A 26,802-nucleotide genomic window follows, 5' to 3' on the forward strand; every position below is an offset into this window, starting at 1 on the left:
TACCTCAATAAGGGTCTTCTTTTTTAATAATTGGCGAAGTCATAAATGTTAAATTAATATTTTTTGATAAAGAAGGAATAAGCGGTTGAAAGATATCATTATTTTGGCTTCCATTTTGAATAGCGCCACTTAAAAATTTAGGAAAAATATTAATTATTTTTGATGAAAATGAATCAGGGGTTCTCCAATAATAAGTAATAATTAAGCCAATTTTTACTGTTTTCGAACTAGAATTTACATCAACCTTTGCAAGTCTTAAAGTGTAAAATTTATCATTTGATTCATTTATCTTCAATTGAGTTTTTGGTTCTAATGATTTTGGAATTTCACCAATTAGATCCACATAAGTTTTATTAGGGTCATTTATGAGCTGTCCAAATGGATTTTTAAGATCATATTCATACCCTCTAACATCAAAATCAAGGTTATAATGGGAAGAATTGCTAGCTGTTCACTGGTTTTTTGGAACTGAATTAAAATAACCATCGGTGTCATTTGATGAATCAACTTTATATTATTAATTTTTGTTGGTGATTCACTTGGGTTTTTAATTATGTCTGCTTGGCTGTCAAAAAAGATTTTTGATGATAACTCTATTCAACTAGTAAGGTCATCTTTTCCGCTTGTTTTAGCATTTTCAAATCTGTTTTTTAAAACATTCAACAACCCTTTTGGATCCTCAAATTCCATTTCAATATAAGCGCCAATTTGGTTTAAAGGCTTAATTTCAGATTTTTTCAATAAAATTCGGTTGGTATACTTGGCAAAATCAGTTAATTCTAATGTTTCAATACCAGAAACCTTGTTTCTTTGATTTGAAGTTGAATTTTGATATGCTTCTTCTTTTTCATTTCTATTATCTGTTTGATTTGTATCTAATTTGGTGATTAATTTTGCAAATTGAGATTGACTTCGATTATTATTATCTTTAAAATATTTATATTGAATTGCAACTCTCATTTTATAGTATTTTAATCAAGATGCATCACCTTTTAGAGTGAAGGCAAAATAACGTCTATAAGGATGTTGTCTCCTAATAGAAACAGCATTGGTACTAGATTGATTTTCCTGATTTTTAAAATCAAAATACGCTTTTATTTTTTCAAGTTCTTCTTGTCTTGCCTCAAGCTTTTGTTTCTTTCCTCAATTGCTTGCTTGATTTTACTACTCTCTGATCTTAGTTGTTGCTCAAACTGTGTTCTATAATTAGAATTGGCAAGTTTTTTTATTAAACTTATTCGCTCAGCATCACGGATAGAAAAGTTATCGATTTCACCATCAATTATTTTAATTTGTTCTTCTATCTTTTTCTCTATATACTAGAATTCTTTGCAATTCAGGATCTTCATTATATTGAAATTCTGGAGCATCTAATTCCCGTGGGTTAAACAAAACAACGCCGTTTGAACTAGCACTTTCAGGTTCATATTTGGCTACTTGTTCCCATGAAGAAGCATCAGTTGCATCATTATTCTTGTTTTTATCAGTTGTTCCTTCAAGAATTAATTTTCAATCTTTAATTGATGATTCATCAATTGCTCGATAGGGATCATCAAAGGCAAAGTAAATATGTTGTTCAAAAGTGTCATCTAGCCCTTGTTTATTGTAAAAATTAGAAATTTTTACTTCTTTTAATGGCGGTTGGGCCAACTGGGTTGTAAATTTTAATTGATCATCTTTTTTATTTGTTGCTCCCTGATCAAGATTAAGTGTAATTCCATCAGTTCTTGAGCTAATTTGTGTAATTTTATAAGTGGTTGAAGGATAAAGATTAAAATCAGAATTTGAATCAGTTACCGGTTTTGCTTTTAAACTAGCAACAAGTGATTTTTAACTTTATCATATTAACATTAAATTCATAATTTCTTTCTTTATTATTATCACCAGATGTTAGATCTTTTCCATCTGGACCAACAGGTTTAAATTTGACCATTATTTTTTTCTTATCCAAACTTCACATTGAAACAGGATCAAGATTTAAATCCAGAGTTTCAGGCAGATATTCTGAACCAGATTGACCACCTGAAGGAGTTCTTTGTTTTTGAGTCAAAATTATACTTTCGGGCGAAAGTACAGAAAACGTGGTTTTAAATGTTTTTTCGGTTGCACTTGCATTTGTTTGTGAAGTGCCACTACTTTGCGCTAATTTTAATTTATATTGTTTTTCACCAAACGGGATTTCAAGATCTTGACCCTGTAATTTAAGGATTTTATATTCAACATTGGGAATAAGATCTTTAAGATCATATTCAATTTCAAATTTTGACTTATTTTTTTCTTCTAACCTTGTAACATATGAAGTTGTTACTAAACTAATAGGGATTTTGTTTTGTGTTTGTTTTTTTTGGATCTGGTTGGATTGATAAAACAATGGGATTTTTAACTATTTTATCAAAATTTCTAGAATCACCTTTTATTTTGATTTTTAATTTAGCTGAAGTATCAGTTAAATTATTTACAATTACTGATTCAATTACTGGGGGAATCACAACATCTGTTTCTAATTTGGGCGCATAATCCAAATTATATTGTCTTTCGGGCACTTCGATTTTAATGTCTTCAGGTGATTTGCCTTTAAGATTGGTTACTTGATCAACTTCTTTTATTTTAAATTCAAAAGCAATTTTGCTTCCAGGTTGGATTTGATTTTGATTTTTTAAATTAATTTCAACCTTATAAGGTGTTGCCGGTTTTGTGTTATCTTCTCTAACTGCTGCATTTGTAATTGTTGTTATGTTAGTCCCTTTATTTTATCCTTAATTTTAATTTCAAATTTAGATTTATTTAATCAAGAATCATCCTTGTCAAAATAAAATTTGATTTTACCAAAAACTCTTGAACCATCTTCAGAAATTGTTTTCTTGTTTTCCGCGACCAGACGAAGTTTGTATATCACCCGTTCTTAGATTTTCAACTTCTAAGTCAGACAGATAAATTTTTTGCGCTACAGGCGTGAAATTTACATTAGCTGTTCCAGCAGAAGCAGCAACAAAAGGATCAATTTTTTCACCACCAATTTCAAAATTGGTGATTTTATAGGTGTGAAATCTATCCAAATTATTTAATTTAAAAAGTAATTTTTCCATTACTTGAATCATACGGATTTTCTGATATAAAAGTAACTTCTTTTTGTTGTGATTGTGTTGAAGAACTTTCAGCAGGGGCAATAGTAATAGTTGCATAACTAGAAGGAATTTGTAAAAATTTATTATTAAAATTAAATTCTAAAGTTGCTGATTTTCCATCAGCATTTTCATCGTCGTCTTGTTTAAAGAAAGTGATCAAAATAATTTTGCTGTGCGTTTGCCACAAAGATTAACAGTCACACCTCCAAGAGATAATAGTACTATTGAATTAAAAACAGCAAATGCTGTCAAAGCAATTCAGTATGAAGCAGTTTCAGAAGGTCAAACCGATGTTACTGTTGAATTTTACAATAATAATGGTGAACTAAATAATCAGCAAATAGAGCTAAAAGCTAAACTTAATGAAACTTTTGGAAACAAATATATACCTTCAAGCTGGAGTAGTTCAAAAAATGTAAAAGCTGAAGCCCAACTAACAGCAGCTTCACAAGGCGTTTCAACTGTTAAATTTTCAGTAAATAAAGATCTTAAAAAAGCAAAGCAATATATAATTGAAGAAATTAAAAACAAACAGTCGCAACAAAAAATCGAATTTGACACCCCAATTAAAAATGAAAATGCACTTCAACGAAAATTTTATTCAAAAGCTGAAAATGCAAAATTAGTTAAAACTGAAATAAAGGATGTGACAACTGATTCTGCTGAAATTAAATTAGTATTTGACAAAGATGATGCTTTCCTAAAAGATGATCTTGTTACCCTTTATCTTGAAAAAACTGACCAATCTCAATCGATTGGTTCAACAACAACTATTAGAACTTCGACCCAATCTGGAGATGGAAGAGGGAGAGGTGCTCAGCAGCAACAAGAGCAACTTGAAGCTACTTTTAGATTTAATAATGTTCTTGAACCAGGGCGAAAATACACAATTAAAGCGCTGACTTCCAAAACTGTTGATCTAAAAATTGATGAAAAATCAAAAGTAAAAAATCCTAATCTGACTTCTGGATGGAAAACTGCTGCTAAACTCCGCAAAAAACGTTCTACTAGTTCTAGTTCTGTCACCCTTGATTTTATTACACAGCCACTTATTAGTAATATTGAAGCAAAACAAATTGATGATGATTCAGCAACAATCAAACTAGAAGGATGGACAAAAGACCTGAATGATGCAGGTTTAACACCTAAATTCACTGCAACTAAACAACAACAACAACAACCAAATAATGGTCAAAAAAAATCAAATCAATGCACAGGTTCAAGTCAAAGTTGCCTTGAATTTAAATTTAGTGGTCTTGAGCAATACACTGAATACAAAGATTTAACTTTGAAAATTGAAAAATCCTCATCATCTTCGGGTGGTGGCAATCAAAATCAACAAAACGCTCCTTTACAAGATCTTACAGTAGAATTTGTCCCAGAAATTCAATCAGGGGCAAAACAGTTTTTGCGTAAGTTTCGGACAACAGCAAAGAATTTAAGCCTTGCTACTAATAACCCCGTAACATTAAAACCCCTTTCTACTTCAATTGTAAATATTGAAATTGAATTAAAAGATGAAAAGCAAGCTAGTTCAATTGCTGATGTTCCTTTTGTACTAAAATATAAAAAGATTTTTCCAACTGTTTTTGCTGAAAGTATTGAAAATACTTCACTTCCTGTTTTAATAAATACAAAAACCAAAAAATTAACTTTTAATATTTCAAATCTTGATCCGGGTGCTATTTATGAAGTAACTAGTGCTGAGCCTCTTGATGGTGCAGTTAAAGACAATCATAAAATAAGTGGTCTTAAACCAACTGAAGAATTACTTAAATTTCTTAAAGATGTTGAAGGATTACCTATTAAAAAAAGTAGTCCTGATAAAATTTACTTTGCACCTTTGAACATTCCAGTAAAACTTGAAAGTGGATGGTCACATCCAATCAGATATGATTATTATGAAGGTGAACAAATTTACATTAAATTTAACAAGGAAGCAGCAACGGCAATTAATACTGAGTGACTTAAACAAAATTTAAAATTAAAGTTGATTCCTAATCAAAAAAGTAGTACTAGCTCTGACAGTGATTATCAAGAAGATTTTAGTAGCATTACTAGTTATACCCCTTCAATGAAAGGAAATTTCAAGTATTATTTAACTCTTTCAGATCTAAAATGAAATCCTGAAAGTCAGATTGCTAGTTTAAAATTACAACCCAAAACTCTTAAATCTGTAATTGGAGCTAGAGTTGAAATTATTATTAAAGATGTTGAAAAATATCATTTTGATCCAACAAATTCTTCATCTTCATCTTCATCTTCATCTTCATCTTCATCTAATCCACAATCCGTTATTTTCCGTCTTACCTCACAAGCAGCAATGGTAACGCCGACAAATGTTGATTATATGAATCCAGGACTTATAGGATTTAGTTATGCAATTTATGATCCAAATGATTTAATTCAACCAACCGGAAAAGATTATAATCCTTTTGGTGAGTTTCCGCACTTAACCCCTTATAAAGAACAAGATTGGTTGAAGGTTATTATTAATGATGGTGAAGATGATTCAAAGTCTCAACTACATCTTTGACAACCCGATGATAAGATCTACAAAAATACTGGAAATGCAAGGAAATGAAGTGATATTCAAACTCTTAAAGTTCCAGAACCGCCAGTGGCAATCAGGACAAAATTAGATGTAGGAAAAAACATTAAATATTTAACACTTTATTGAAAAATTAATTCTAATACTGGCTATTTTCATTTACCACAAGTTTTTCAAGATGCAAAAGCACTTTTCTACCAAGCAGGAAAGATTGTTAATCTGCCAATTTCCTTACAATTAAAAACAAAATCAAAGGATTCAATCCAAAATCTTTATTCATTTGTGCCAAATTCTCCTTATGGAACGCCAGGGCATGTTATGCCTTATTCTAGTTCAGCACAACCTCATGATGCTATTTCAATAATAGATGAAGGAAATAATTACTGAAACGAATGAGGATCTACTACAAGAAAAAATCAGGAATTAATTCCTAGAATTAATAAATTTCCAAAAAACATCTCAAATGTTTTTTGATCTGCACCTTCCTATGGTGAATGAACTACTAATGATAGTGAATTAAATAGAATATTTTATCAAAATAGGGCTATACCACGATTAACCGCTAATTCAAAAACAACTGATTTGCAAATTCAAACAGGTATTGGTGCTGTTTCTTGAGGAACTCGATATTCAGGTAAAAAATGAAAAATTATTTATGTAAAAAATAAAGAAGGAAAAACATCGCAACCAGGAATTGAAGAAACACAAGCTAGTTGGGACTATTACAATCAAAAAACAAAAGCCGAACGCTTTGTGAATTCAGATGGAACTTCTTCTTGAATTATATCAATGAATTTGGATGGTAGTGGAAACATTCACAAGCCATTACTCTACGATCCATTAAATTATTATGATATGCTAGGGCCTTTTAAACCTCCTGAATTACCTGAAAATTAAAAAAATTTGCAAAAAATTGTTAGAAAAAATTATCTGGGTTTTTTATACTAATTTATAAAATAATTGTTATAATTATTTTTTAATTTACAGAAGAATATTCTTTTGATACAACCGAAATGGTTGTTAGCTAAATAAAAATCATGCTGTATTTCAGCACTTTAAAGGGGAAAATGCCAACTATATCGCAATTATCTAAAGGATGCCGTGTTAAAAAAATCGGTAAATCCAAAGTTCCAGCGTTGAACACACTTTTTAACTCATTGCATAAAAAAGAACTAAAAATAAGTTCACCTTTCAAGCGTGGAGTTTGTACTCGTGTTGCAACAATGACGCCGAAAAAACCGAATTCAGCCCTTCGAAAATTTGCCCGTGTTAAACTTTCAAATGGAATTGAGGTTAATGCTTACATTCCTGGCGAAGGTCACAACTTGCAAGAGCACTCAATTGTGCTAATTCGCGGTGGGAAAGTAAAAGATTTGCCTGGGATTCGTTACCATATTGTTCGTGGAACTCAAGACACTACTGGTGTTGCAAAAAGGGCACAAGGTCGTTCAAAATATGGTGCTAAAAAACCGAAAAATAACAAATAAAATTTGTTAAAAGACAAAAAATGAAAAGATTTTAATTTTCAAAAGGAGTAAAAATGTCACGAAAGAAACAAGCACCAATTCGCGAAGTGCTATCAGATCCAGTTTTTAATTCCAAATTGATCACAAAAGCAATTAATTGTGTGATGCTTGAGGGAAAAAAAACTACAGCCCAAAATATTCTTTATTCATCTTTTAAATTGGTTGAACAAAAAACTGAAAAAGATCCGCTTGAAGTTTTTCAGCAAGCAGTTAAAAATGTTACTCCACTTGCTGAAGTTCGTTCTCGTAGAATTGGCGGAACAAACTATCAAGTGCCAATGGAAGTTCGCTTGAAGCGTCAACAAACTTTGGCTCTTCGTTGATTAATCCTTTTTGCCCGTAAACGCAACGAAAAAACAATGGTTGTTCGTTTAGCGAATGAAATTATTGATGCTTATAACAAAACTGGTGGTGCCTTTAAGAAAAAAGAGGACACCCACAAAATGGCTGAAGCAAACCGCGCTTTTGCTCACTTTAAATGGTAGGATTTTGTTAATATGTCTCGAAAATTTGAACTTAAAGATTACCGCAATATTGGAATCATGGCTCATATTGATGCCGGAAAAACAACAACGACTGAACGAATTCTTTTTCACACTGGTAAAATCCATAAAATTGGTGAAACCCATGATGGCGTTAGCCAAATGGACTGAATGGAGCAAGAAAAAGAGCGTGGAATCACAATTACCTCTGCAGCAACGACCGCTTTTTGAAAAGGAAAAAGAATTAACATTATCGATACACCCGGTCACGTTGATTTTACTGTTGAGGTTGAACGTTCATTGCGAGTTTTAGATGGTGCAGTTGCTGTTTTGGATGCTCAATCGGGAGTCGAACCCCAAACTGAAACAGTTTGACGCCAAGCAACAAATTATCATGTTCCCCGTGTTGTTTATGTCAACAAAATGGACAAAGCAGGAGCTAATTTTGAAGCATCAATTGAATCTGTGCGCACAAAATTGAATGGAAATGCTGTTGCAATTCAACTAAATATTGGTTCTGAAGGCGATTTTAGTGGCTTGATTGACCTTGTTGAATTTAAAGCTTTTAATTATGATGGTCAAAAAGAGGAAAACGAAAACGAAATTCCAATTCCCCAAGAACTTGAGGAAAAAGCCCGGAAAATGCGTGCTCAACTTGCAGAAGCAGTCGCTGATTATGATGAAAATCTTCTTAATGATCTTCTTGAAGAAAAGGAAATTTCGCCTGAACAACTTCGTGCCGCAATTCGAAAGGCGACAATTACTGGTGATTTCTTTCCTGTTGTTTGTGGTTCATCCTTTAAAAATAAAGGTGTCAAAAAAATGATTGATGCTGTAATTGATTACTTACCTTCGCCAGTGGATGTCCCACCAATTAAAGCTTTTCGTGATGAACAAGAAATTACAATTGAAGCCAGTGATAATCAAGAATTCTCTGCCCTTGCTTTCAAAATTATGAATGATCCTTTTGTTGGTTCGCTCACCTTTTTCCGTGTTTATTCTGGAGTTTTAAGCAAAGGTTCTTACATTATTAATTCAACAAAAGGTAAAAAAGAAAGAGTTGGTCGAATTTTGGCAATGCACGCCAATTCCCGTGAAGAAATCGATGAAGTTCGCACTGGTGATATTGGCGCTTTTGTTGGTCTAAAAGACACAACAACTGGTGATTCCTTGATTTCTGAAAAAAGTAAGAATTTTGTTTTGGAAAAAATGGTTTTCCCTGAACCTGTTATTTCACAATCACTAGAACCTTTTTCTAAAGCAGAAGTAGAAAAATTAGCCAATGCTCTCCAAAAATTAGCCAATGAAGATCCAACTTTTAAAACTTGAACTGACATTGAAACTGGTCAAACTATTATTGCAGGAATGGGTGAATTGCACCTTGACATCATTGTTGATCGCCTCAAAAGAGAGTTTAATGTCCAAGCTAGTGTTGGAAAACCTCAGGTTTCTTATCGTGAAACAATTACAAAAAGTGCTGAAGTTGAAGGAAAATATATTAAACAATCCGGTGGACGTGGTCAGTATGGTCATGTTTGAATTAAATTTGAACCTAATCCAGAAGAAGGCTTTGAGTTTGTTGATAAAATTGTCGGTGGAAAAATTCCTAAAGAATATATCAAATCAATTCAAAAAGGTCTTGAAGAAAAGATGCAAGTTGGAATTCTTGCAGGTTACCCGCTAATAAATGTACGTGCAACCCTTTTTGATGGTTCATTTCACGAAGTTGACTCCTCTGAAATGGCCTTCAAAATTGCTGCATCAAAAGCGCTTTCTCGCGCTCGTGATGCTGTAGGAACAGTACTTTTAGAACCGATTATGGACGTTTCTGTCTTTGCTCCTTCTGAATATTCAGGTGATGTAATGGGTGATTTATCACGTCGTCGTGGACTTGTTCGTGAGCAAGAAACTCGTTCAGATGGGGCAAATGTGATTCGTGCCCATGTTCCTTTATCAGAAATGTTTGGTTATTCGACCCAACTTCGTTCAATGACTTCAGGGCGTGGCACCTACCAGATGCAATTTGATCATTATGAAGTCGTGCCTAAAAACATTTCTGATGTGATTGTCAAGCAGCGCGCAATTAAATCTGATGACTAATTTAATTTAAAATTTCTTCCTTTTTTTGGCAAAAAAAGGAAGAAATTAAGAAAAAACTTACATTTTTTTACTTTAAAAAATCGATGTCAGTTTGAAAACTCATTTTTTTACCTATTCAAAATTCCTCAGTTTTTTATTGATCTTTATTAAAAAACTGAGGAATAAAAAAGCACCAAAAATAGGTGCTTTTTTATTTTTGTGGTTGTAAAAACAACCACAAAAAGCGAAAAAATGGCTAAATTTTTCTTAATTTTTCCGCTCGTGAGACAGCATTTTCATGTGTAATTCCCCAAAAATCAAAAAAAGCGGGCTCATACAGAAAAATTGAAAAATTTATAATTCTTAATGTGTCTTTTTGGATTTATTTTTTTTAAATTGTCTTTTTGAAAAACGCAATTCAATTTTTTTTTTGACCATGAGGGAAGGAATAATTAAAAAAATGGTAGTGCAGGTCAAAATTATCCGGAGACTCAAAAGATTTTTGTTCAAACTTAGAGGATAAGTTAAAAGCAAAACTGTTAGGGAAAAAAGTATGACTGAATAGTAAAAAATAAAGGAAAACTGAACAACTTTTAGCCTAATTCAAATCAGTGAAATCAAAATGCAAACAAAAAAATTAAGAATTGCAACTAAAAGCAAAATTCAGTAGGAAATGATCACTTTTCCATAAAAATCAGGTGAGAAAAATGCAAAAATTAGACCAATAGGTAAAAAAATTGTAATGAAAGAAAAGAAAAAATCAGGAATTTTTGTGATTTTTTTATACATTTTTTACTAAATTATTCAGCATTTCAATAAAACTTTCAAGTGAAACTGTTTCAGTTTTTGTCGAACCAAATTCACGATAAGTAATTTGGTTATTTACAACTTCTTCGTCACCAATAACAATTTGAAAATTAATTTTTTGCAAATTTGCCTCTCTAATTTTACGAGAAATTCGCTCATTCCGAAGATCAATTTCAGATTCAAACCCAAGTTCAAAGAGTTTTTTGTGAACTTTTTGTGCAAAATCAAAGTGTTTTTCTGTCACCGGAATGACAACAATTTGTTTTGGTGAAAGCCAAAATGGCAAAACTCCTTTAGTTTGTTCAAGCAAAATCGCAATAAATCTTTCATATGTGCCAATCAAACCCCGGTGAATCAGGATCGGCGTTTCCTTTTCGTTGTGCTCATTTGTGAAAAAAATTTCAAATTTTTTTGGCAACAAAAAATCAAGTTGTATCGTTGAAATCGTGATTTCCTTGTTGAAAACAGTTTTAATTTGAAAATCAATTTTTGGACCATAAAAAGCTGCTTCACCAATTTTTTCAACATAATCAACACCAGTTGAGTCCAAAAATTGCTTTAAATCATTTTCGGCCTGATTTCAAATTTGATCATTTTGAAAAAATTTGTCCTTATTTTCAGGATCTCTTCGTGAAAAAGAAATGTATGAAACTTCGATTTTAAAAAAATTAAGAACTGTTAAAATCATTCCAAAAAGGTGATTAATTTCATCAAAAACTTGATTTTTGGCAACAAAAATATGACCTTCTGTAAGATCCATTGCGCGCACGCGCTCAAGCCCAGAAAGCGCGCCTGATTTTTCGTAACGATACAAACGCGATTGCTCAGAAATCCGGTAAGGCAAATTTCTATAACTAAAAAGTTGGCCAGAAAACAACACAATATGGTGAGGGCAGGTCATTGGCCTTGGAATCAAGAACTCTGAATCAACATCCAAAGATGCGAACATATCATCTTTATAATGATCTAGGTGTCCGGAAATTTCGTATAGCTTTTGATGACCAAAGTGGGGCGTCATCACCTCTTTGAAGCCGTAATTACGGTCAAATTTGAGAATTACTTGTTTAATTTTGTTGTGAATTTTCATCCCATTTTCAAGCCAAATAGGAAACCCTAAACCAAAAAGGGGACTGAAAGTGAATAATTGCATTTTTTTCCCTAGCTTGCGGTGGTCTTGCTCTTGTCTTTGACGCAAAATTTCAAGAAATTTTGCCAAATTTTCCTTTGAATCTCAGCAGGTGCCATAAATTCGTGTCAGTTGCTTGTTTTTTGCGCTACCAAGTCAATAAGCACCGGCGATGTTAAGAAGTTTAAAATGTTTGATTTTATTAAGAGATTCAAGTTCACCAGTTGTGCAAAAATCTGCAAAAATCTCGTTTTTATTTTGATCAACTATAGAAAAATAGGTGATTTTTGCAGATTTTTCTCTAAAATTTTTCTCTAAAATTTTTTTATATTCTTCAGTTAAAATTCTTGATTCTAAAGAATTTTTTTTAATAATCTGTAGGTTTTTTGTCAACAATTTTTGCATCATTTTTTCAATTTTTGCAAAATCAAGTTGTGAAATTGAATTTTCCAAATCAAAATCATAGAAAAAACCATCTTCAAAAATAGCGCAATTTCCCAATTTTACCTGCGGGAAAAGTATTTTAATCGCACATGCCAAAAGGTGAGCGGCAGAGTGGTTGAGCTGATTATCAATTTTTTGGTTCATGAATTTAAAGCCCTAATTTTTTCTTAATTTTATTCAAGTTTAAATTAGCAATTTTTGCTGCTCTTTCGGCACCAATTGTTGCCAAAGCATCAATAATAATTGCATTTTGCTGGTATTTTTCTTGAATTTCTTCAAGAAAATCAGCAACGATTTGACCAACAGTCTGCTTGAGAAAAAAGTAATCCTTGTCATGAAAAAAAGCAAGGGTTTCTTCCTGATTTTTGCCACTAAGACCCATAAAAATGTTTAAAAGGTTCGTAATTCCAGGTTTGTTTTCACTAAAGTAAATTTTATTTTCTGAGTCAGTTACGGCTTTTTGAATTTTTTGAAAAGCAACTTTTGGTGAATCAGTCAGAAAAATTGCCGAATTTTTGTCACTTGTTGATTTGGACATTTTTTTGGTTGGATCGGTTAGCGACATAATTTTTTTGGTTGCCTGTGAAATTACAGGTTCAGGAATGTTGAAATTAGCGTTGAATTTTTTGTTGAATTTTTCTGCAATATTTCGTGTTAATTCAAGATGTTGTGCCTGATCGGCGCCAATAGTAACAAAATCAGCGTTGTACAAAAGGATGTCAGCAGCCATTAAAATCGGATAAGTGAGCAAGCCGGTTGGGATAGTTTCGGTGTTATTTTGTTGTTTTTGTCTTGATTTGTCCTTGAATTGTGTCATTCTTGACAGCTCACCAATTGTTGTTTGTGTTTGAAAAAGTCAGTATGATTCAGCGTGTGCGCTGACCTCTGATTGAAAAAACAAAGTAGTTTTTTCAGGATCAAAACCGCAAGCAAGGTAGAAAGCAAAAATACTTTTGCGATTTTTACTTAATTCTTCGGGCTGAATTGGCAAAGTAAGCGCATGTAAATCGGCAACGAAAATAAAATTTTCGTATTTTTCTTGCAATTCAACGCTTGGTTTGATTGAACCCAAAAAGTTTCCAATCGTTAATTCACCAGTCGCTGTTATTCCAGTTACCAATCTTTTCTTCATGTTTTAAAAATTCTATCATATAATGATAAAAAATAGTAAAAAATGAGTATAATTAATGAATTATTATGATTTTTTTTTCAAAAGTAGTTTACCTGTTTTTACAAATCATCACTTTTGGTTTTTTTGGTAAACTGATTAGCAAAAAACTCAATAAAACAAGGTCTGATTTTCAATATTCAGTCAAACTTGACTTTGAAATCGAGAAATTAATTAATTTGTTAGGGGGTAAAAAAAATATTGAAAACAGCAGTTACAAGATTTCCCGCTTAATTATAAAATTAAGGACAACTGAAAATTTAGATTTTGAAAAAATCAAACAATTAAAAGGTGTTTCGGGCGTGGTTGTTGATTTTCAAACTGTGAATTTGATAGTTGGAAGCCGTTCGAAGGTAATTTGCGAAGCAATTGAAAATTTTTCACCTAAAAAAACAAAAAATTACGAGGATTTAGTATAAAAAAATGGAAAAATTTGACCCAAAAAAAGAAAACCAAAAGTTTCAATCTGGAAACCAAAATGTTAGTTACGAACGTTTACTGGCGAATTTAAGTACAATTGAGCGCGCTGATTCAGCACTTTTTACAAGAATTGACAACGAAAATTACATTGATTTGTTTTCAGCGCTCAATCTTTCTGATTTCAAAAAGCTGCTTTCTTTGCCAATTTCATCGTTTTCACTTGCTAGTTACGAATTTGGTGATTTACTTGAAAAAATTAATGAAACTGCTAACAAAGAAGAATTTGTTGAACTTTTTAAGAATAACAATTACAAACTTACAACTGCTGACTTGAAATCATTGGATGCTGATTTTCAGAACGCGAAAACAAATATTACTAACAAAATTAATTACAAAAAACAAACGGGACTAGCAAAATGAAAAAGATTAATTAAAAAATCTTACGATATCTTGCGTGATCGCAACATTTGACCTTTACACATCGGTTTTCTTTACATTTCTTTGGCAATTGAGGACCGAAAATTTTTTGGCCCACTTTTTGTTAAAGAATGTGAAGTTTCAATTTCAAGTTCAGTACCAAATTTGCATGCTGACGGGCACATAAAATTAAATAATAAATTGGCAACATTTTTGAAAAAATTGGACTATCATTTTGATTTTGACTTTGATTTTTCTGAATTTTCAATTGACGAATTAGTGGAACATTTAAGAAAAATTTTTGAAGATAAGTTTGAAATTCCAAGCATAATTGCCGCTGTTCCCAAAGATGTTGTTCCCGCTGATGAGACAATTGCTTTTTATCCTGGTGTTGTTCTAGGTTTCTTTAACACTGGTGGATCACATCAGCGCCAAATTATGGAAACAATGATTAAAACAGGTGAAATTCACAGCTTAATCGATGTAAATATTGACAAAAATATTTACCGAAATAATGTTGAAAAATCGCTTTTTTCGCCTAATTTTAGTAGTTTTTTCAAAATTCAACCAACTAATTTTACACAGGATTATGCCCATATTTCGGCAATTTTGCAAAACACAATAATTTGAGGGCCCCCAGGGACCGGAAAATCGCAGACAATCGCCAATATTATTGCCAATATTATTGCTTTAAGCAAAACCGCACTTGTCAGTTCGCAGAAAAAAATTGCCCTTGTTGTTTTGCGTAAAAGATTAAAAATGATTTCTTATTTTTGTCTTTTTGTGATCAACGAAAAGTTGGAAAATTACAAGGATTTTTACAAACCAATTGAAGAATATGTCGAAATTATCGAGAATTTTAACCTTAAATCTGAGTTTGGCGAGATCAAAGTTTTTTCAAATGAGGACCGTGAATATTTGGAACTTGCAATGAAAATTTTTCCCGATGAAGAAGTTCTAAACGACACATTGGAAGCCTATAAAATTATTGAAAATGCCAATAAATTCTTTTCACTTAATGTTGCTGAAGCGATTTTTAAACTATCCAAATCGATTAATATTAATCCAAAAAGGTCGCCACGCACACAAACTCAGCTCAAACTTCACATTATTGAGTCAACTTTGAAAAGAAAATTGAAAATTTATGAAAAAGCGCTTCATGCTGTTTCAAAAGATTTACGTGACGATGTTGACATCATCCTTGCAAATCTAACAAATTATGACGATAATTTGGAAAATATTTACAGTAAAATTGAAAAATTAAACATTTCAAATTTTGCTAACTTGGAAAATTTCCTCAATTTTGCCACTAAATCCAAAATTGAGGTCATAAGTGACAAAGCGCTTTTTGTTTTTAAAGCAAAAAAAGTTTTTGAAATGTTAACAAAATTGACAAAAGACGAGGAATTTCAGCAAGATTACAACCGGTTTCGTCTCAGCGTTACCCAGAAAAAGAAAATGTCACCTTATAAATTTCTTCTTAAACATGCCAAAATTATCAAGACACTTTTTCCTGTTATCATCACAACTCCTGACATTGAATTAGTGATGTTTGAGAAAAAAGAATTTGATTATGTGATTATTGATGAAGCTTCACAGATGTTTTTAGAAGAGGCTTTGCCACTTTTGTACTATGGAAAAACGAAAATTTTGGTGGGAGACCATCAGCAAATGCAGCCAGTACGCTGATTTGCTTCTAAAACGAATGAAGAATCAGAAGATGATGCTTTTGCTAACATTGAATCAATTTTAGAATATGCTCATTCCAAAGGTGTCTTTAACGTAATGCTTGACAAAAATTATCGTTCAAAGCATGCTTCTTTAATGACTTTTAACTCCAAACATTTTTATGATTCTGAACTAAAAATTGCCAATAATTATCGTTTTGATGGTACAGATGTGATTGAAGTTCACAATGTGGGTGGGCAGTGAGATGGTCAACAAAACTTAGCAGAGGCTGAAGCAGTTGTGAAAATAGCGCAGAAGTTTCTGCACAAATTCGAGACAATGATCATTTTGGCCTTTAATAAAAATCAACAAAATGCAATTGAAAAAATCATTTTTGATTCTTACCCTGAAATTGAAAAAATGATTTACACTGATAAAATTATTGTCAATAATCTTGAAAATATTCAAGGAGATGAGGCTGATTTAGTGATAATTTCAGTGGCTTATGATCAAACTGCAAAGTTTGCTTCCACTTATATTGCCCGAAAGGGTGGAAAAAACGCCTTAAATGTGGCAACTTCTCGTGCTCGCCAAAAAATGATAATTTGCAAATCAATTAATGCAAGTGAAATTCAAAATGCTTCAATTTCTGAAGATTTGGAAATTTTCAAAGCTTGAATTAATTTCCTTGATCTTGATGTAATTTCACAAGTTCACTATTCACGCAAAATCAAGAGTCAACCTTCACTTTCTAATTTGACAATTACTGGAAAATCAGCCTTTTTCAATAAATTTCAACAACAATTTATTGAAGATTTTATAGCAATTTTTCCTGATTTTGAACCAAAAACCAATTTTGTAATTGGAAGTGTGGAAATTGATGTTGCAGTATTTGACCAGGGTCAATTTTTATTTGGAATTTTCCTTGATTCACTTGAATATCGCACGCCTCAGCAATTTATTAAATATTTTGATTCGATTAAGTTTGTTGAAAAAAAAGAATATCCAATTTTAGTGATTAATTTTGTTGAATGAAAACTAAATCAACAAAAAATAATCACAAAAATAAGGGAAAAAATTGTTGCATTAAAGGAAGATGACCTTGTTTAATTTCGAACTTTATAAGTCAAGTGATCTTGTAATTGGCTGCGATGAAGTTGGCGTAGGTGAATATTTTACAAATTTAACAGTTTCTTGTGCTGCTTTTGTTGAAAATGAAGTTGAAAAAGTACTTTTGGCACAAATAGTTGATTCAAAATTACTAACTGAAAAGAAAATAGCTGATCTTTTTCAGCTTTTAAAGCCAAAAATTACCTTTGAATTCCTTGTTTTGGAAATGGAAGAATATAACAATTTGATCAAAAAAGGTCTGAATTCACATGAAATTAAGTCTCTTTTGTACTTTAAAATTTTAAGCAAAATTGTGAAAAATTTCGATGGTAAAACCATCAACAAAATTTTTATTGATGGTTTTGTTAGTGAAGCAAAATTTTTACAATATTTGGAAAAAATTGCCAATTTTGCCAATTTTTCACCTTGAAATCTAGAAAAATATCCTTTGATTTTAGAAAAAAAAGCTGATACAAAAATTAAACAAGTTGCTGCTGCTTCAATAATTGCCAAATTTGCTTTAAGTCAAAAATTTGCTCAACGACAAGCGAAATGACAAGCAATTTTTCCTGCTGGTTCCAACCAAATTACCAAAATTGTTGATTTTTGTGTGATGCAAATTAACAAACATGGTGAAGTTTTTTTAGAAAAAAATGTTAAAATGCATTTTAGTATAACTAATAAAATTTATGCAAAACTTGTAGAATTAAGGAGTAAAAATGGTTAAAAATTTTGCTGATTTAAACGAAAAAATCAGCACAAATCTCAATGTTGCCGGTGGTGTTGGCCTTGGTGGTTGGATTGGAATCACAATTGCTGTTGGGATAATTTTATTCATTGTGGGTGGAATTATTGCACTTTTTGTTTCCAAAAGAATGTTTGAAAAGCAAATTCGCGAAAATCCTCCCATCACCGAAAACATGATTCGTGCAATGTATATGCAAATGGGTCGAAAACCTTCAGAAGCACAAATTCGTGCAGTGATGCGCTCGGTAAAAGCAGCTAAAAATTCATAAAAAGAGGGAAAAATGTCCAAAAAAGTCATTTTAATTATCATTGATGGTCTTGGGATTCGCCAAGAATCACAAGGAAACGGATTTTTGTTAGCAAAAACACCTGTTTTTGATATGCTTTTCAAAAATTTTCCAAATAGTTTAATTTCTGCTTCAGGTGAAGATGTTGGGTTGCCTCAAGGGCAGATGGGAAATAGCGAAGTCGGCCACTTACACATTGGTGCTGGTTTTGTGATTCACACTGGAATTTCAATCATCAATAATGCCCTGAAAAATGGGGCTTTTTTTGAAAATGAAAAATTTATTGCTGTTTTTGAACATAGTCTTAAAACAGGATTTCCTGTACAAATTATGGGACTTTTTTCACCTGGTGGGGTACACTCACACCAAGACCATTTGTTTGCTTTAATTGATTTTGCAAGTAAATTCGGTGTTAAAAAATTGAATATTCACCTTTTTGGTGATGGCCGTGATGTTTCGCCACAATCAATAAAACCTTGAATTGGTGAACTTTTAGCAAAAATTAAGGACTTTCCCGATTACAAAATTGCTTCAATTTCTGGCCGTTTTTATTCAATGGATCGCGACAAAATGTTTGAAAGAATTGAAAAAGGGTTTGATGCTCTTCGTGGTAATGCGAAAAATTCATTCAAAAATGTCCTTGATTATGTGGAATCACAATATCAAAAAGGTATTTTTGATGAATTTTTTGAACCGGCAATTTCAAGTGAAATTGCACAAAGAGATTTCTTGAATGACAATCATCCTGTCATTTTTTTCAATTTTCGCCCTGATAGAGCAAGGCAACTTTCGCATTTTATTTTAAAGACTAATCTTTATTCAGAAATGCCCAAAAATCCCGTAAAAATTGATGTTTTTGTTTCAATGATGAAATATGAAGGCATCAATTGTGATGTTGCCTTTGAAGAAGTTAAGGTTGATGAACCGCTAGGAAAAGTTGTTGCTGAAGCTGGATTAAAGCAATTAAGACTAGCTGAAACGCAAAAATACGCCCATGTTACCTTCTTTTTTGATGGTGGTGTTGAACTTGATTTGCAAAATTCAGATCGAATTTTGGTTGATTCACTAAAAGTTGAATCATATGCTGACTTTCCGGAAATGTCAGCTGCAAAAATTACTGATAAATTAATCCAAGTAGGTCGAAATTATGACCTAATTGTGGTTAATTTTGCTAATCCTGACATGGTTGGCCACACCGGAAATTTAGCTGCGACAATTAAAGCAGTTGAGACTTTGGATACACAAATTGGTCGGATTTTTTCTTGGGCAAAGGAAAATAATTTCCATCTTTTTATCACTGCTGATCATGGAAACGCTGAATTAACTGAAGACGAAAATGGCAATCCATCAACAAAACACACATCTTTTCCGGTGATGTTGATTACAACCGATAAGGATTTAAAGCTTAAAAACGGCACATTGGCAAATATTGCGCCCACAATTTTGGACTATTTTGGAATTAAAAAAAGTCCAAAAATGGATCAAGATTCCTTGTTAATTAAAGAAAAATAACAAAAAAATTTGTATTTTCAAATTTTTTTGTTCTATATTTTTTTAAAAAAATGAAGGATGATTTACTAATGAACACTATCAGAAGATTTGAAATTAATATAAAATGCGCAAGCTGTCAAGGCGTTTTAGCAAAGCTTTTTGCTGATTTTCCTGATATTTCTTGAAATCTAAATGTCAGTGCTAAAATTTTGAAAATTACCTGTGATGAAAATAAGTATTCTGATGATTTCATAATTAAAAAACTGGCTTCAGTTGGTTATAGTTGTGCTCGGATTGACTAATTTTTTTGTCTTTTTTAAAAGCAAAAAGTGGACAAAAATAAAAATAATCACTGAATTTATTATTTTTATTTTTGTTTTTTCAGTTTTTATTTTTGAAACACTAGTTCATTATCATTTTTTGCGTCTAAAAAATCATGAAAAAATTTTGCTAGTTTTAGTTTTTCTTCTCTTTTTTCAAGCTATTTTTGTAATTTTTTTGGAAAAAAAATATTTTTTAAGTTACAAAAATATGCTTAAAAAAATCTTCACAATGGATTTGTTAATTGCAATTGCAAGTCATGTTTCCTTTTTATATTCAGCAATTTTTTTTATTTACAAACTAGCAACAGGACAACAAAATGCTGTTAATATGGAATTTTTTGAGGTTTCAATTGTACTTTTTTTGTTTTTTAATGTAGGAAAATTCATTGAAGAGAAATTGCAAAAAAGTTCAAACCAAGATTTAAAGGATCTTTTTAAGTTAAAAAACAAAAACTCCTTCATTCTAGATAATGGTAAAAAAATCCAAATTCCAACGCACAAGATTACAAAAGGACACTGTGTTTTAGTATCAAAAGGTGACTCTGTCCCAGTTGATGGACAACTTTTATCAGATTTTGCCATTTTGAACTACCAATCAATTAATGGCGAGCCCTTGCCACTTGAATTTCACAAAAATCAGGAAATTCTTTCAGGAAGTGTCAATATTGGTGATACTTTTAAACTTTTGGCAACAAAAAAAGCAAGTGAATCCTTTTTGATGCAAACAATTAATCGCCTTGAAAATATTTTTGAATCGCCTTCAAAAATTGAAACTATTTCAAAAAAAATTGTCTCAATTTTCACACCAGCAGTGTTAATTTTGTCGATTTTTGCATTCATAATTTGACTTACTGTTGGCTATTTGCTTGGTGATTTTCAAAAAATTTATCCAGGTTTTAGTTTGCCGCGAGACTCAAGCCCGCTTTCAGCTGCAATTTATATTGCAGTTGCTGTTTTAGTAATTTCCTGTCCATGCGCATTCGGAATTGCTGCCCCAATAGCAATTTATTCATCATCAATTTTAGCATCAAAAAATAAGATTCTTTTTGCAAATTCACAAGTTTATGAACAAATTTTACTTTCAAAAGTGATTATTTTTGACAAAACAGGAACATTAACTTTAGGAATGCCGAAAGTTGTTGATTTTCAGGGTGATCCAAGTTTACTTTTGCTTGCAAAGCAAATGACACAAAATTCTACACACCCGATTTCTAATGCTATTTTCAATTTTATTGATCATGAAGTCGAGTTTCTTTTTGCAGAGGAAATTCCAGGTCAAGGTCTAAAATATGTTGATCAGCAGGGAACAATTTGACAAATTTTGTCACATGATTTTGCAATAAAAAATAACTTTTTGCAAAATCAAAATTTTTCATTTACTGAAAACGGAAATTACACAGTTTTGGCAAAAAATTACGAAATTGTTGCTGTTTTTTTAATTAAGGATGAAATCAAAAAAACAGCAAAAGATACAATAAAAAAGCTGCAAAATCAAGGATTTAAATGCATTATTGCCTCTGGCGATAATCAAAAAAATGTGGCTGATATTGCAAAAAAAGTAGGAATTTCACAATTTTTTGCAAATCTGCAACCACAGGCAAAAGCAAGTTTGGTTGCAGATTTGCAAAAAAAATCGCCTGTGATTTTTGTTGGCGACGGCATAAATGATGTTTTGGCAACAAAAACAGCAGCTTTATCAATGGCTTTTGAAACCGGATCGGGGCTAAATAATTCAATTGCTGATGTTTCACTCCTGAAACCTGATTTGATTTTAGTATACAAGGCAATTGAAATTGTTCGACGAACAAACAAATTAATAAAAATTAATTTTACATGAGCAATTTTATTTAATTTTTTGTTTGTTCCACTAGCATTTTTAGGCTTTATTTATCCAATTATTGCAATGCTGCTAATGCTTTTTTCATCGATTTTTTTAATAATTAATACCTTATTTTTTAAGAAAAGAAATCAAAAATTTTTGTCTAAATCACAAGAACAGGATTTTTAAAACATAAATTAATATACTAATTTAGTAAGAATTTTTTTATTTAATATATTTTTTAATAAAATTTTTAAATGAATTTTTTGGCAAAAAGCGTAAGGTTTAGGGGTTATTGTGCAATTAAAAAAATTTTGTAAAAAAGTTTTTATTTTTAAAAAAATGTTATATAATTATTTTTGTTCATATGAATTATGTTTGTATGAACAAAAATAATAAATAGGTTAAAATTTTTTTTCTAACCACTGTAAACACAAAAACCTTTTGAAATTTGTTAACGTGCCTATTTAATTAAATAAACGCAGTTGACTAAAAAACTAAAAAACTAAAAAAAATCAAAACATGGTATAATTGTATCTGCTTGTGTGAATGCCAAAATTTGTACAAGCAACCAACTTTCTTTTTAGACTCATATTTGACTTTTACAAACATCATATTCCATACAATATTTCAATATATAAATCATAAAAAAGTTGGATTTAATTATCACAATAACTTACTTATTTTTTTTTGTTGCTTGTAATTGATTTGTATTATGTAAAAAATCATATCGTGCATGGTTCGGCTTAAATTAATTTTGGGGCAACTTCTAAATATTTCGCCCCCATGTCCATAAAAGTTACCTAGATTATAATAAAAAAGATTTTTAGTTGAGTTTCTATTTTACTTTTGCTCCATTGCACATTATTGTAATATTAGTTTGGAGGCGCCTTGAAAAGGTGCCTTTTTTATTTTTTTTTAAACATTTTTTTTTTTTTTTTTTGATTTTAAAAAAAAAAAAAAAAATGTTATAATTATTTGTGACTGTCAAAACAAGAGGTTGTCGTTCTGGCAGCCTCTTTGTTTTTAAAAACGCACATAAAGGAAAAAATCTTGAACATAGAAACAAGTTTAGATCTTGAAAAATTAATGGATGAGCTTCCTACCATTTTGTCAGCTAATTTTGTCATTAATGAAAATGGAAAAAAATGCCTACAAATTGTAACAATTTACCGTACCTGAGAGTATGTTGGTTGGCTTCGCTATGATGTTAAACGATTCATTGAAAAGAATGAAAAGTGCAAATTTGATTATGAAATTGAAATAATTTCAAAGTACGGAATGCTTTAAAAACTATTAGGAGAAATTATGCCAAGAAAAAAAAGCGTACAAGTTGATAAAAATCAAAAAGACACACTGAAATTGATTGTTGAATCAATTAAAGCTGTTGCTAAAAATAGTGAACTTATTGAAACTGCGGTTATTGAAGTCTTTCGTGATGCAATTGAGTACGTAATTACAAAAAAAATTGATCCTGATGCTGAAATTGTGATCAATGCTGACTTGGAAAATTTGGATTTTAAAGTCCTAAACACCAACGGAGTTGTTGTTGCTGATAGTCATTTTGAAAATTTAAAAACCTATGAAGAAAAGGTCAATGAATCTTTTTCTTTTATTGCACTTTCAGATGCAAAAAATTATGATCAAGAAGCAAAAATTGATGATGTTTTTCCAATCCAAATCAATTTGGAACTCTTTGAACAATGACTTTTTACGGCAATTATGCATGCTTTCAAACAACGAATTTCCGACATTGTTCGCAACAATATTTATAACCGTTACTATCCCTTAAAAAATAAGGTAGTTACAGCCACAATCACAAATAAAATTTCTGCTGGCTACATTTTTGAAATTGACCAGGACAAAGTTGCTGCCTTCATGCCAAGTCACTATGCTTCTGGTAAAAACCTTAAAATTGGTGATCGCATGGAAGTTGTAATTGAAGATGTTACTAAAAATACTCGGCAATCGCAGATTGTTGTTTCCTCGAAATCAATTCAATTAGTTAAGGAAAAAATTATTAATTCGATTCCCGAATTGCAATCAAAATATCTTGAAATTGCCTCAATTGCTCGGATTCCGGGCGAAAAATGCAAAGTTGCAATTCGCCGTACTGAGGAAGCAGAAGCAAAAAATATTTCTGAAGTTGGCTCAATAATTGGATCCACCGGAAACCGTGTTTTTGCAATTTCACAAGAACTTAATGGTGAAAAAATTGAGGTGATCAAATACGATGCGGATATAGCCCAGTTTATTGTTAACGGTCTTGCGCCCGCGCGCGTTGTTTGTATCAAAGAGTTTCGGATTAACAACAAAGTGCGCCGTTTTACGGTAATTGTCCCTGATTTTCAACATAGTTTAGCAATTGGAAGAAAGGGTTCAAATGTTAAATTAACTTCTGATTTAACACGTTCGCAATTGGAAATTCTTCCTTATTCTTTAGTTTTAAAGGAAAATTCCTTTGAAATTGAATGAAACGGAAATATCCGTGATGAAGCAGAATTATTTGAACTCAAAAATGAGTTTTTGGCGCGCCAACAAACAAGAGATTTTCAATTCTCGCGCCATTCCAGTTTTACACCAAATGATACTTTTTCTTCAATTTTGCGTGAATTTGAAGCCGATATGATCGAATTAGAGCGTCCAAGTGAACAATCATTCTTGAATTACTCAAAAAGTGAAGGCCGGAATTCAAATCGTGACAGAAGTAATGCTTCGCGCAATAATTCGGCGAAAAAATCGCGTGGCGGTGTGCAAAATTGAAGTGAAAATAGCAAAAATCAAGACTATTTTTACGAATCCAACGAATATGGTTTTAATCAAAATGATCAAAAATCATTTTTTGATGCTGATTCGCTTTTTGATTCAGCTCTAAATCAATCAGCAATTGAAAACGAATTAATTGACAAACAGCATGAAAGCGCGGCAGTAAAACCGCGTGTGCGCACATTTTCGCCAAAAAAAGAGGAAAATGAACCTACAAAAAGTGAAAATCCTGTTATTGAAACAGTGCAACAAAATGAAAATCACTTTAAAAACTTTAAATCCGATGATGATTTAATTAATTATGCCGGTGTTAACGATCTTGATATTGATGACTTTGATTTTTAAGCCAAATTTAAGAAGAATTTAATTATTAATGAAAAGAAAGCTCCTAAATTACACAAGAAAATGTATTGTTGACAGGAAAGCTTATCCTGTTTCTGAACTTGTCCGCTTTGTTTATCGTGACGGTAAATTGATTTTTGACCCTTTTTTTGACCCTAAAATTGGTGGCAGAGGATCATATGTGCTTCTGGATTATGATAAAATAAATTTGGCAATTACAAAAAAAAAATTTAACTATACTTACAAAGCAAATATCCCCATTTTTGCTTACCAAAACTTAGCCATCGAGGTCGATTTATGATGAAAAAACAGGAAAAAAGAATCTCAAATACAGGAGAAATCAAATCCCAATTAAAAACTGTTGAAACAAAAGTAGAAAATGGTGTCTTCCTTTTTTCAGGAATGCTCACTATTGCTGAATTAGCACAAAAAATCAATGTAAGTGCTAATGAAATAATTACCTATTTCTTCAATCAAGCAAAAATGTACAATTTAAATCACAGCTTATCTGAAGAAGAAATTGCCGAAATTTGTCTTGAATTTAACCTTGATTTTAAAAAAGAAGTGCAAATTGATGCCACTAATTTCATGGACAAAGTCCAAATTCAGGACGAAAATGTTGATTTAAGTCCACGACCACCAATAATTACGGTTATGGGGCATGTCGATCACGGAAAAACAACTTTACTTGATTATATTCGTAAAACTAATGTTGCCAAGTCAGAAAAAGGTGGAATTACACAGCATACAGGTGCTTATCAAGTTGTTTTCGAAGGAAATACAATCAATTTTATTGACACACCAGGTCATGAAGCGTTTACACAAATGCGTGCCCGTGGCGCAAAATTAACTGATATTATTGTTTTAGTTGTTGCTGCCGATGATGGCGTGATGCCACAAACAAAAGAAGCAATTAGTCATGCTTTGGCAGCGCAAGTGCCAATAATTGTTTTCGTTAACAAAATGGATAAAGAAAATAAGGATCTTGATCGGATCAAAACTGAACTTTCAAGTCTTGATGTTGTCACTGAAGAATGAGGTGGTAATAACATTTTTGTTTACGGTTCAGCGCTTACAGGCGCAGGAATTGACGATCTTTTTCGGGCAATTTTGCTAGTTGCTGAAATGCTTGAACTAAAAGCAAACAAAAATCGTTATCCAATTGGCGTTGTTATTGAAGCAAAATTACACCATAATCGGGGGGCAATTGCCACTTTAATGGTTCAAAATGGGACTTTAAAAGTTCGTGATTTTATTGTAGCTGGTTTTCAATATGGACGTATTCGTTCCCTTGAAAATACAAACAATGAAGCAATAAAATCAGCACCTCCAGGCACACCAGTAATTGTAACAGGGCTAAATTATGTCCCTGAAGCAGGTGATAAATTTTTTGGTTTCCATGAAGAAAAATTTGCCAAACAGCTTGCGCTTGAGAAAAAAAGTGCTGAAAAAATTATTCGCACAAAAGTTCAATCCTCACAACAAACAAAAGCAAAAACTTTAAACATTATCATTAAAGCTGATGTTGCTGGAATTGCCCAAGCTTTACAACAAACAATTGAAAAATTGTCTTCAAAACAGGTTGATGTTCACATTCTTCACTCAGGAGTTGGAGCAGTAAACAAGGCTGATATTTTGCTAGCACAGACCTCAAATTCAATCATTTATGCATTTAATTTGCAAACACCAGCGTCGATTGAAGCACAAGCAAAAGTTGCTGGGGTTGAAATTCGTAAGCACACAATTATTTACAAAATTATTGATGAAATTAAAAAGCAAGTTTTGGGATTACGGGAAATTAAATATGAATTGCAACAAATTGGAATTGCGAAAATTATTGCTAAATTCTGGTATTCAAAAGTTGGTTCAATTGCTGGATGTAGTGTTCTTGAGGGAAAATTTGTTGAAAATTGCAAGGTTGAAGTTTGAAGAAATAAAAAGTTAATTCATTCAGGAAGAATCGAGTCACTGCAACGTGATAAAAATAATGTCAAAGAGGCTGTGGTTGGAAATGAATTTGGAACCCATATTTATCGGTTTAATGACATTGAAATTGATGATGAATTAAGAGCATTTTTAGAAGTTGAAATTGAAGAATAAAAGG

At 31.7% G+C, this 26,802-nt stretch carries 24 protein-coding genes; 15 read left to right on the plus strand and 9 right to left on the minus strand.

The genetic code is table 4. The features are described 5' to 3' along the window. The 7 genes from IM807_RS03115 to IM807_RS03145 form a co-directional block, all read right to left on the minus strand. The coding region (locus IM807_RS03115) for a hypothetical protein (protein ID WP_196363098.1) at window positions 1-343 on the minus strand (343 nt) is incomplete at its 3' end. A gap of 20 nt (window positions 344-363) precedes the next feature. Continuing rightward, on the minus strand, window positions 364-960 hold the full coding sequence (locus IM807_RS03120; RefSeq protein ID WP_196363099.1) for a hypothetical protein: 597 nt from the start codon (window positions 958-960) through the stop codon (window positions 364-366). Window positions 961-1,287: 327 nt separating this feature from the next. Next, window positions 1,288-1,650, minus strand: a complete 363-nt coding sequence (locus tag IM807_RS03125) for a hypothetical protein (RefSeq protein WP_196363100.1) — start codon at window positions 1,648-1,650, stop codon at window positions 1,288-1,290. Between the two features lie 163 nt (window positions 1,651-1,813). After that, entirely contained in the window at window positions 1,814-2,371 is a 558-nt protein-coding gene (locus tag IM807_RS03130; protein WP_196363101.1) for a hypothetical protein, read from the minus strand. Next, window positions 2,313-2,543 carry a hypothetical protein gene (locus IM807_RS03135; RefSeq protein WP_196363102.1) on the minus strand — a complete coding sequence of 77 codons (231 nt, stop codon included), beginning with the start codon at window positions 2,541-2,543 and terminating at the stop codon, window positions 2,313-2,315. Before IM807_RS03135 ends, IM807_RS03130 begins: the two co-directional genes overlap by 59 nt. Before the next feature lie 279 nt (window positions 2,544-2,822). After that, window positions 2,823-3,098, minus strand: a complete 276-nt coding sequence (locus IM807_RS03140; RefSeq protein ID WP_196363103.1) for a hypothetical protein — start codon at window positions 3,096-3,098, stop codon at window positions 2,823-2,825. Continuing rightward, complete coding sequence (locus IM807_RS03145; RefSeq protein ID WP_196363104.1) at window positions 3,067-3,312, minus strand: hypothetical protein; 246 nt, start codon at window positions 3,310-3,312, stop codon at window positions 3,067-3,069. The genes IM807_RS03140 and IM807_RS03145 overlap by 32 nt, the downstream gene beginning before the upstream one ends. On the opposite strand from IM807_RS03145, the gene IM807_RS03150 reads away from it, so the two are divergent. The 4 genes from IM807_RS03150 (at window position 3,304) to fusA (ending at window position 9,784) form a co-directional block, all read left to right on the plus strand. Further along, entirely contained in the window at window positions 3,304-6,573 is a 3,270-nt protein-coding gene (locus IM807_RS03150; protein ID WP_196363105.1) for a hypothetical protein, read from the plus strand. The two genes, IM807_RS03145 and IM807_RS03150, sit on opposite strands and share 9 nt — an antisense overlap. Window positions 6,574-6,743: 170 nt before the next feature. Further along, window positions 6,744-7,163, plus strand: coding sequence for a 30S ribosomal protein S12 (gene rpsL, locus IM807_RS03155; protein WP_196363106.1), 420 nt, complete (start codon window positions 6,744-6,746; stop codon window positions 7,161-7,163). A 53-nt stretch (window positions 7,164-7,216) separates the two neighbouring features. After that, complete coding sequence (rpsG, locus tag IM807_RS03160) at window positions 7,217-7,687, plus strand: 30S ribosomal protein S7 (RefSeq protein WP_196363107.1); 471 nt, start codon at window positions 7,217-7,219, stop codon at window positions 7,685-7,687. Between the two features lie 12 nt (window positions 7,688-7,699). Then, entirely contained in the window at window positions 7,700-9,784 is a 2,085-nt protein-coding gene (gene fusA, locus IM807_RS03165) for an elongation factor G (protein WP_196363108.1), read from the plus strand. Between the two features lie 760 nt (window positions 9,785-10,544). Here the strand turns inward: fusA and thrS are convergent. Both thrS and trpS read right to left on the minus strand, forming a co-directional pair. Then, the gene (gene thrS / locus IM807_RS03170; RefSeq protein ID WP_196363109.1) at window positions 10,545-12,284 is read right to left on the minus strand and encodes a threonine--tRNA ligase; all 1,740 of its coding nucleotides are present in this window, start codon (window positions 12,282-12,284) and stop codon (window positions 10,545-10,547) included. Between the two features lie 4 nt (window positions 12,285-12,288). Beyond that, complete coding sequence (gene trpS, locus IM807_RS03175) at window positions 12,289-13,272, minus strand: tryptophan--tRNA ligase (RefSeq protein WP_196363110.1); 984 nt, start codon at window positions 13,270-13,272, stop codon at window positions 12,289-12,291. A gap of 65 nt (window positions 13,273-13,337) precedes the next feature. Here trpS and IM807_RS03180 point away from each other — a divergent pair, with 65 nt between their 5' ends. The 11 genes from IM807_RS03180 to infB all read left to right on the plus strand — a co-directional run bounded on the left by IM807_RS03180 (window position 13,338) and on the right by infB (window position 26,798). After that, window positions 13,338-13,727 (plus strand): PTS transporter subunit EIIB, encoded by a 390-nt coding sequence (locus tag IM807_RS03180; protein WP_196363111.1) that lies wholly within the window; start codon window positions 13,338-13,340, stop codon window positions 13,725-13,727. A 4-nt stretch (window positions 13,728-13,731) separates the two neighbouring features. Beyond that, window positions 13,732-16,923 (plus strand): ATP-binding protein, encoded by a 3,192-nt coding sequence (locus IM807_RS04430; protein WP_196363112.1) that lies wholly within the window; start codon window positions 13,732-13,734, stop codon window positions 16,921-16,923. Continuing rightward, a complete protein-coding gene (locus IM807_RS03190) occupies window positions 16,910-17,650 on the plus strand; it encodes a ribonuclease HIII (protein WP_196363113.1) in 741 nt (246 codons plus the stop codon). The genes IM807_RS04430 and IM807_RS03190 overlap by 14 nt, the downstream gene beginning before the upstream one ends. Beyond that, a complete protein-coding gene (locus IM807_RS03195) occupies window positions 17,643-17,939 on the plus strand; it encodes a YneF family protein (protein WP_196363114.1) in 297 nt (98 codons plus the stop codon). Before IM807_RS03190 ends, IM807_RS03195 begins: the two co-directional genes overlap by 8 nt. A 12-nt stretch (window positions 17,940-17,951) precedes the next feature. Further along, the gene (gene gpmI, locus IM807_RS03200) at window positions 17,952-19,469 is read left to right on the plus strand and encodes a 2,3-bisphosphoglycerate-independent phosphoglycerate mutase (protein ID WP_196363115.1); all 1,518 of its coding nucleotides are present in this window, start codon (window positions 17,952-17,954) and stop codon (window positions 19,467-19,469) included. 68 nt (window positions 19,470-19,537) lie between these two features. After that, window positions 19,538-19,750 (plus strand): hypothetical protein, encoded by a 213-nt coding sequence (locus tag IM807_RS03205; RefSeq protein ID WP_196363116.1) that lies wholly within the window; start codon window positions 19,538-19,540, stop codon window positions 19,748-19,750. 229 nt (window positions 19,751-19,979) lie between these two features. Further along, the gene (locus IM807_RS03210; protein ID WP_308699305.1) at window positions 19,980-21,779 is read left to right on the plus strand and encodes a cation-translocating P-type ATPase; all 1,800 of its coding nucleotides are present in this window, start codon (window positions 19,980-19,982) and stop codon (window positions 21,777-21,779) included. An 864-nt stretch (window positions 21,780-22,643) separates the two neighbouring features. Then, a complete protein-coding gene (locus IM807_RS03215; protein WP_196363118.1) occupies window positions 22,644-22,880 on the plus strand; it encodes a hypothetical protein in 237 nt (78 codons plus the stop codon). Window positions 22,881-22,898: 18 nt separating this feature from the next. Next, window positions 22,899-24,701: a transcription termination/antitermination protein NusA gene (gene nusA, locus IM807_RS03220; protein ID WP_196363119.1), complete on the plus strand. Its 1,803-nt coding sequence runs from the start codon at window positions 22,899-22,901 to the stop codon at window positions 24,699-24,701. A gap of 28 nt (window positions 24,702-24,729) precedes the next feature. Then, window positions 24,730-25,053, plus strand: a complete 324-nt coding sequence (locus IM807_RS03225; protein ID WP_196363120.1) for a YlxR family protein — start codon at window positions 24,730-24,732, stop codon at window positions 25,051-25,053. Then, on the plus strand, window positions 24,999-26,798 hold the full coding sequence (infB, locus tag IM807_RS03230) for a translation initiation factor IF-2 (protein WP_196363121.1): 1,800 nt from the start codon (window positions 24,999-25,001) through the stop codon (window positions 26,796-26,798). The genes IM807_RS03225 and infB overlap by 55 nt, the downstream gene beginning before the upstream one ends. Window positions 26,799-26,802: the final 4 nt, after the last annotated feature.

Source organism: Mycoplasma sp. 'Moose RK' (genome assembly GCF_015708155.1).
Classification (GTDB): Bacteria; Bacillota_I; Bacilli_A; order Mycoplasmatales; family Metamycoplasmataceae; genus Mesomycoplasma.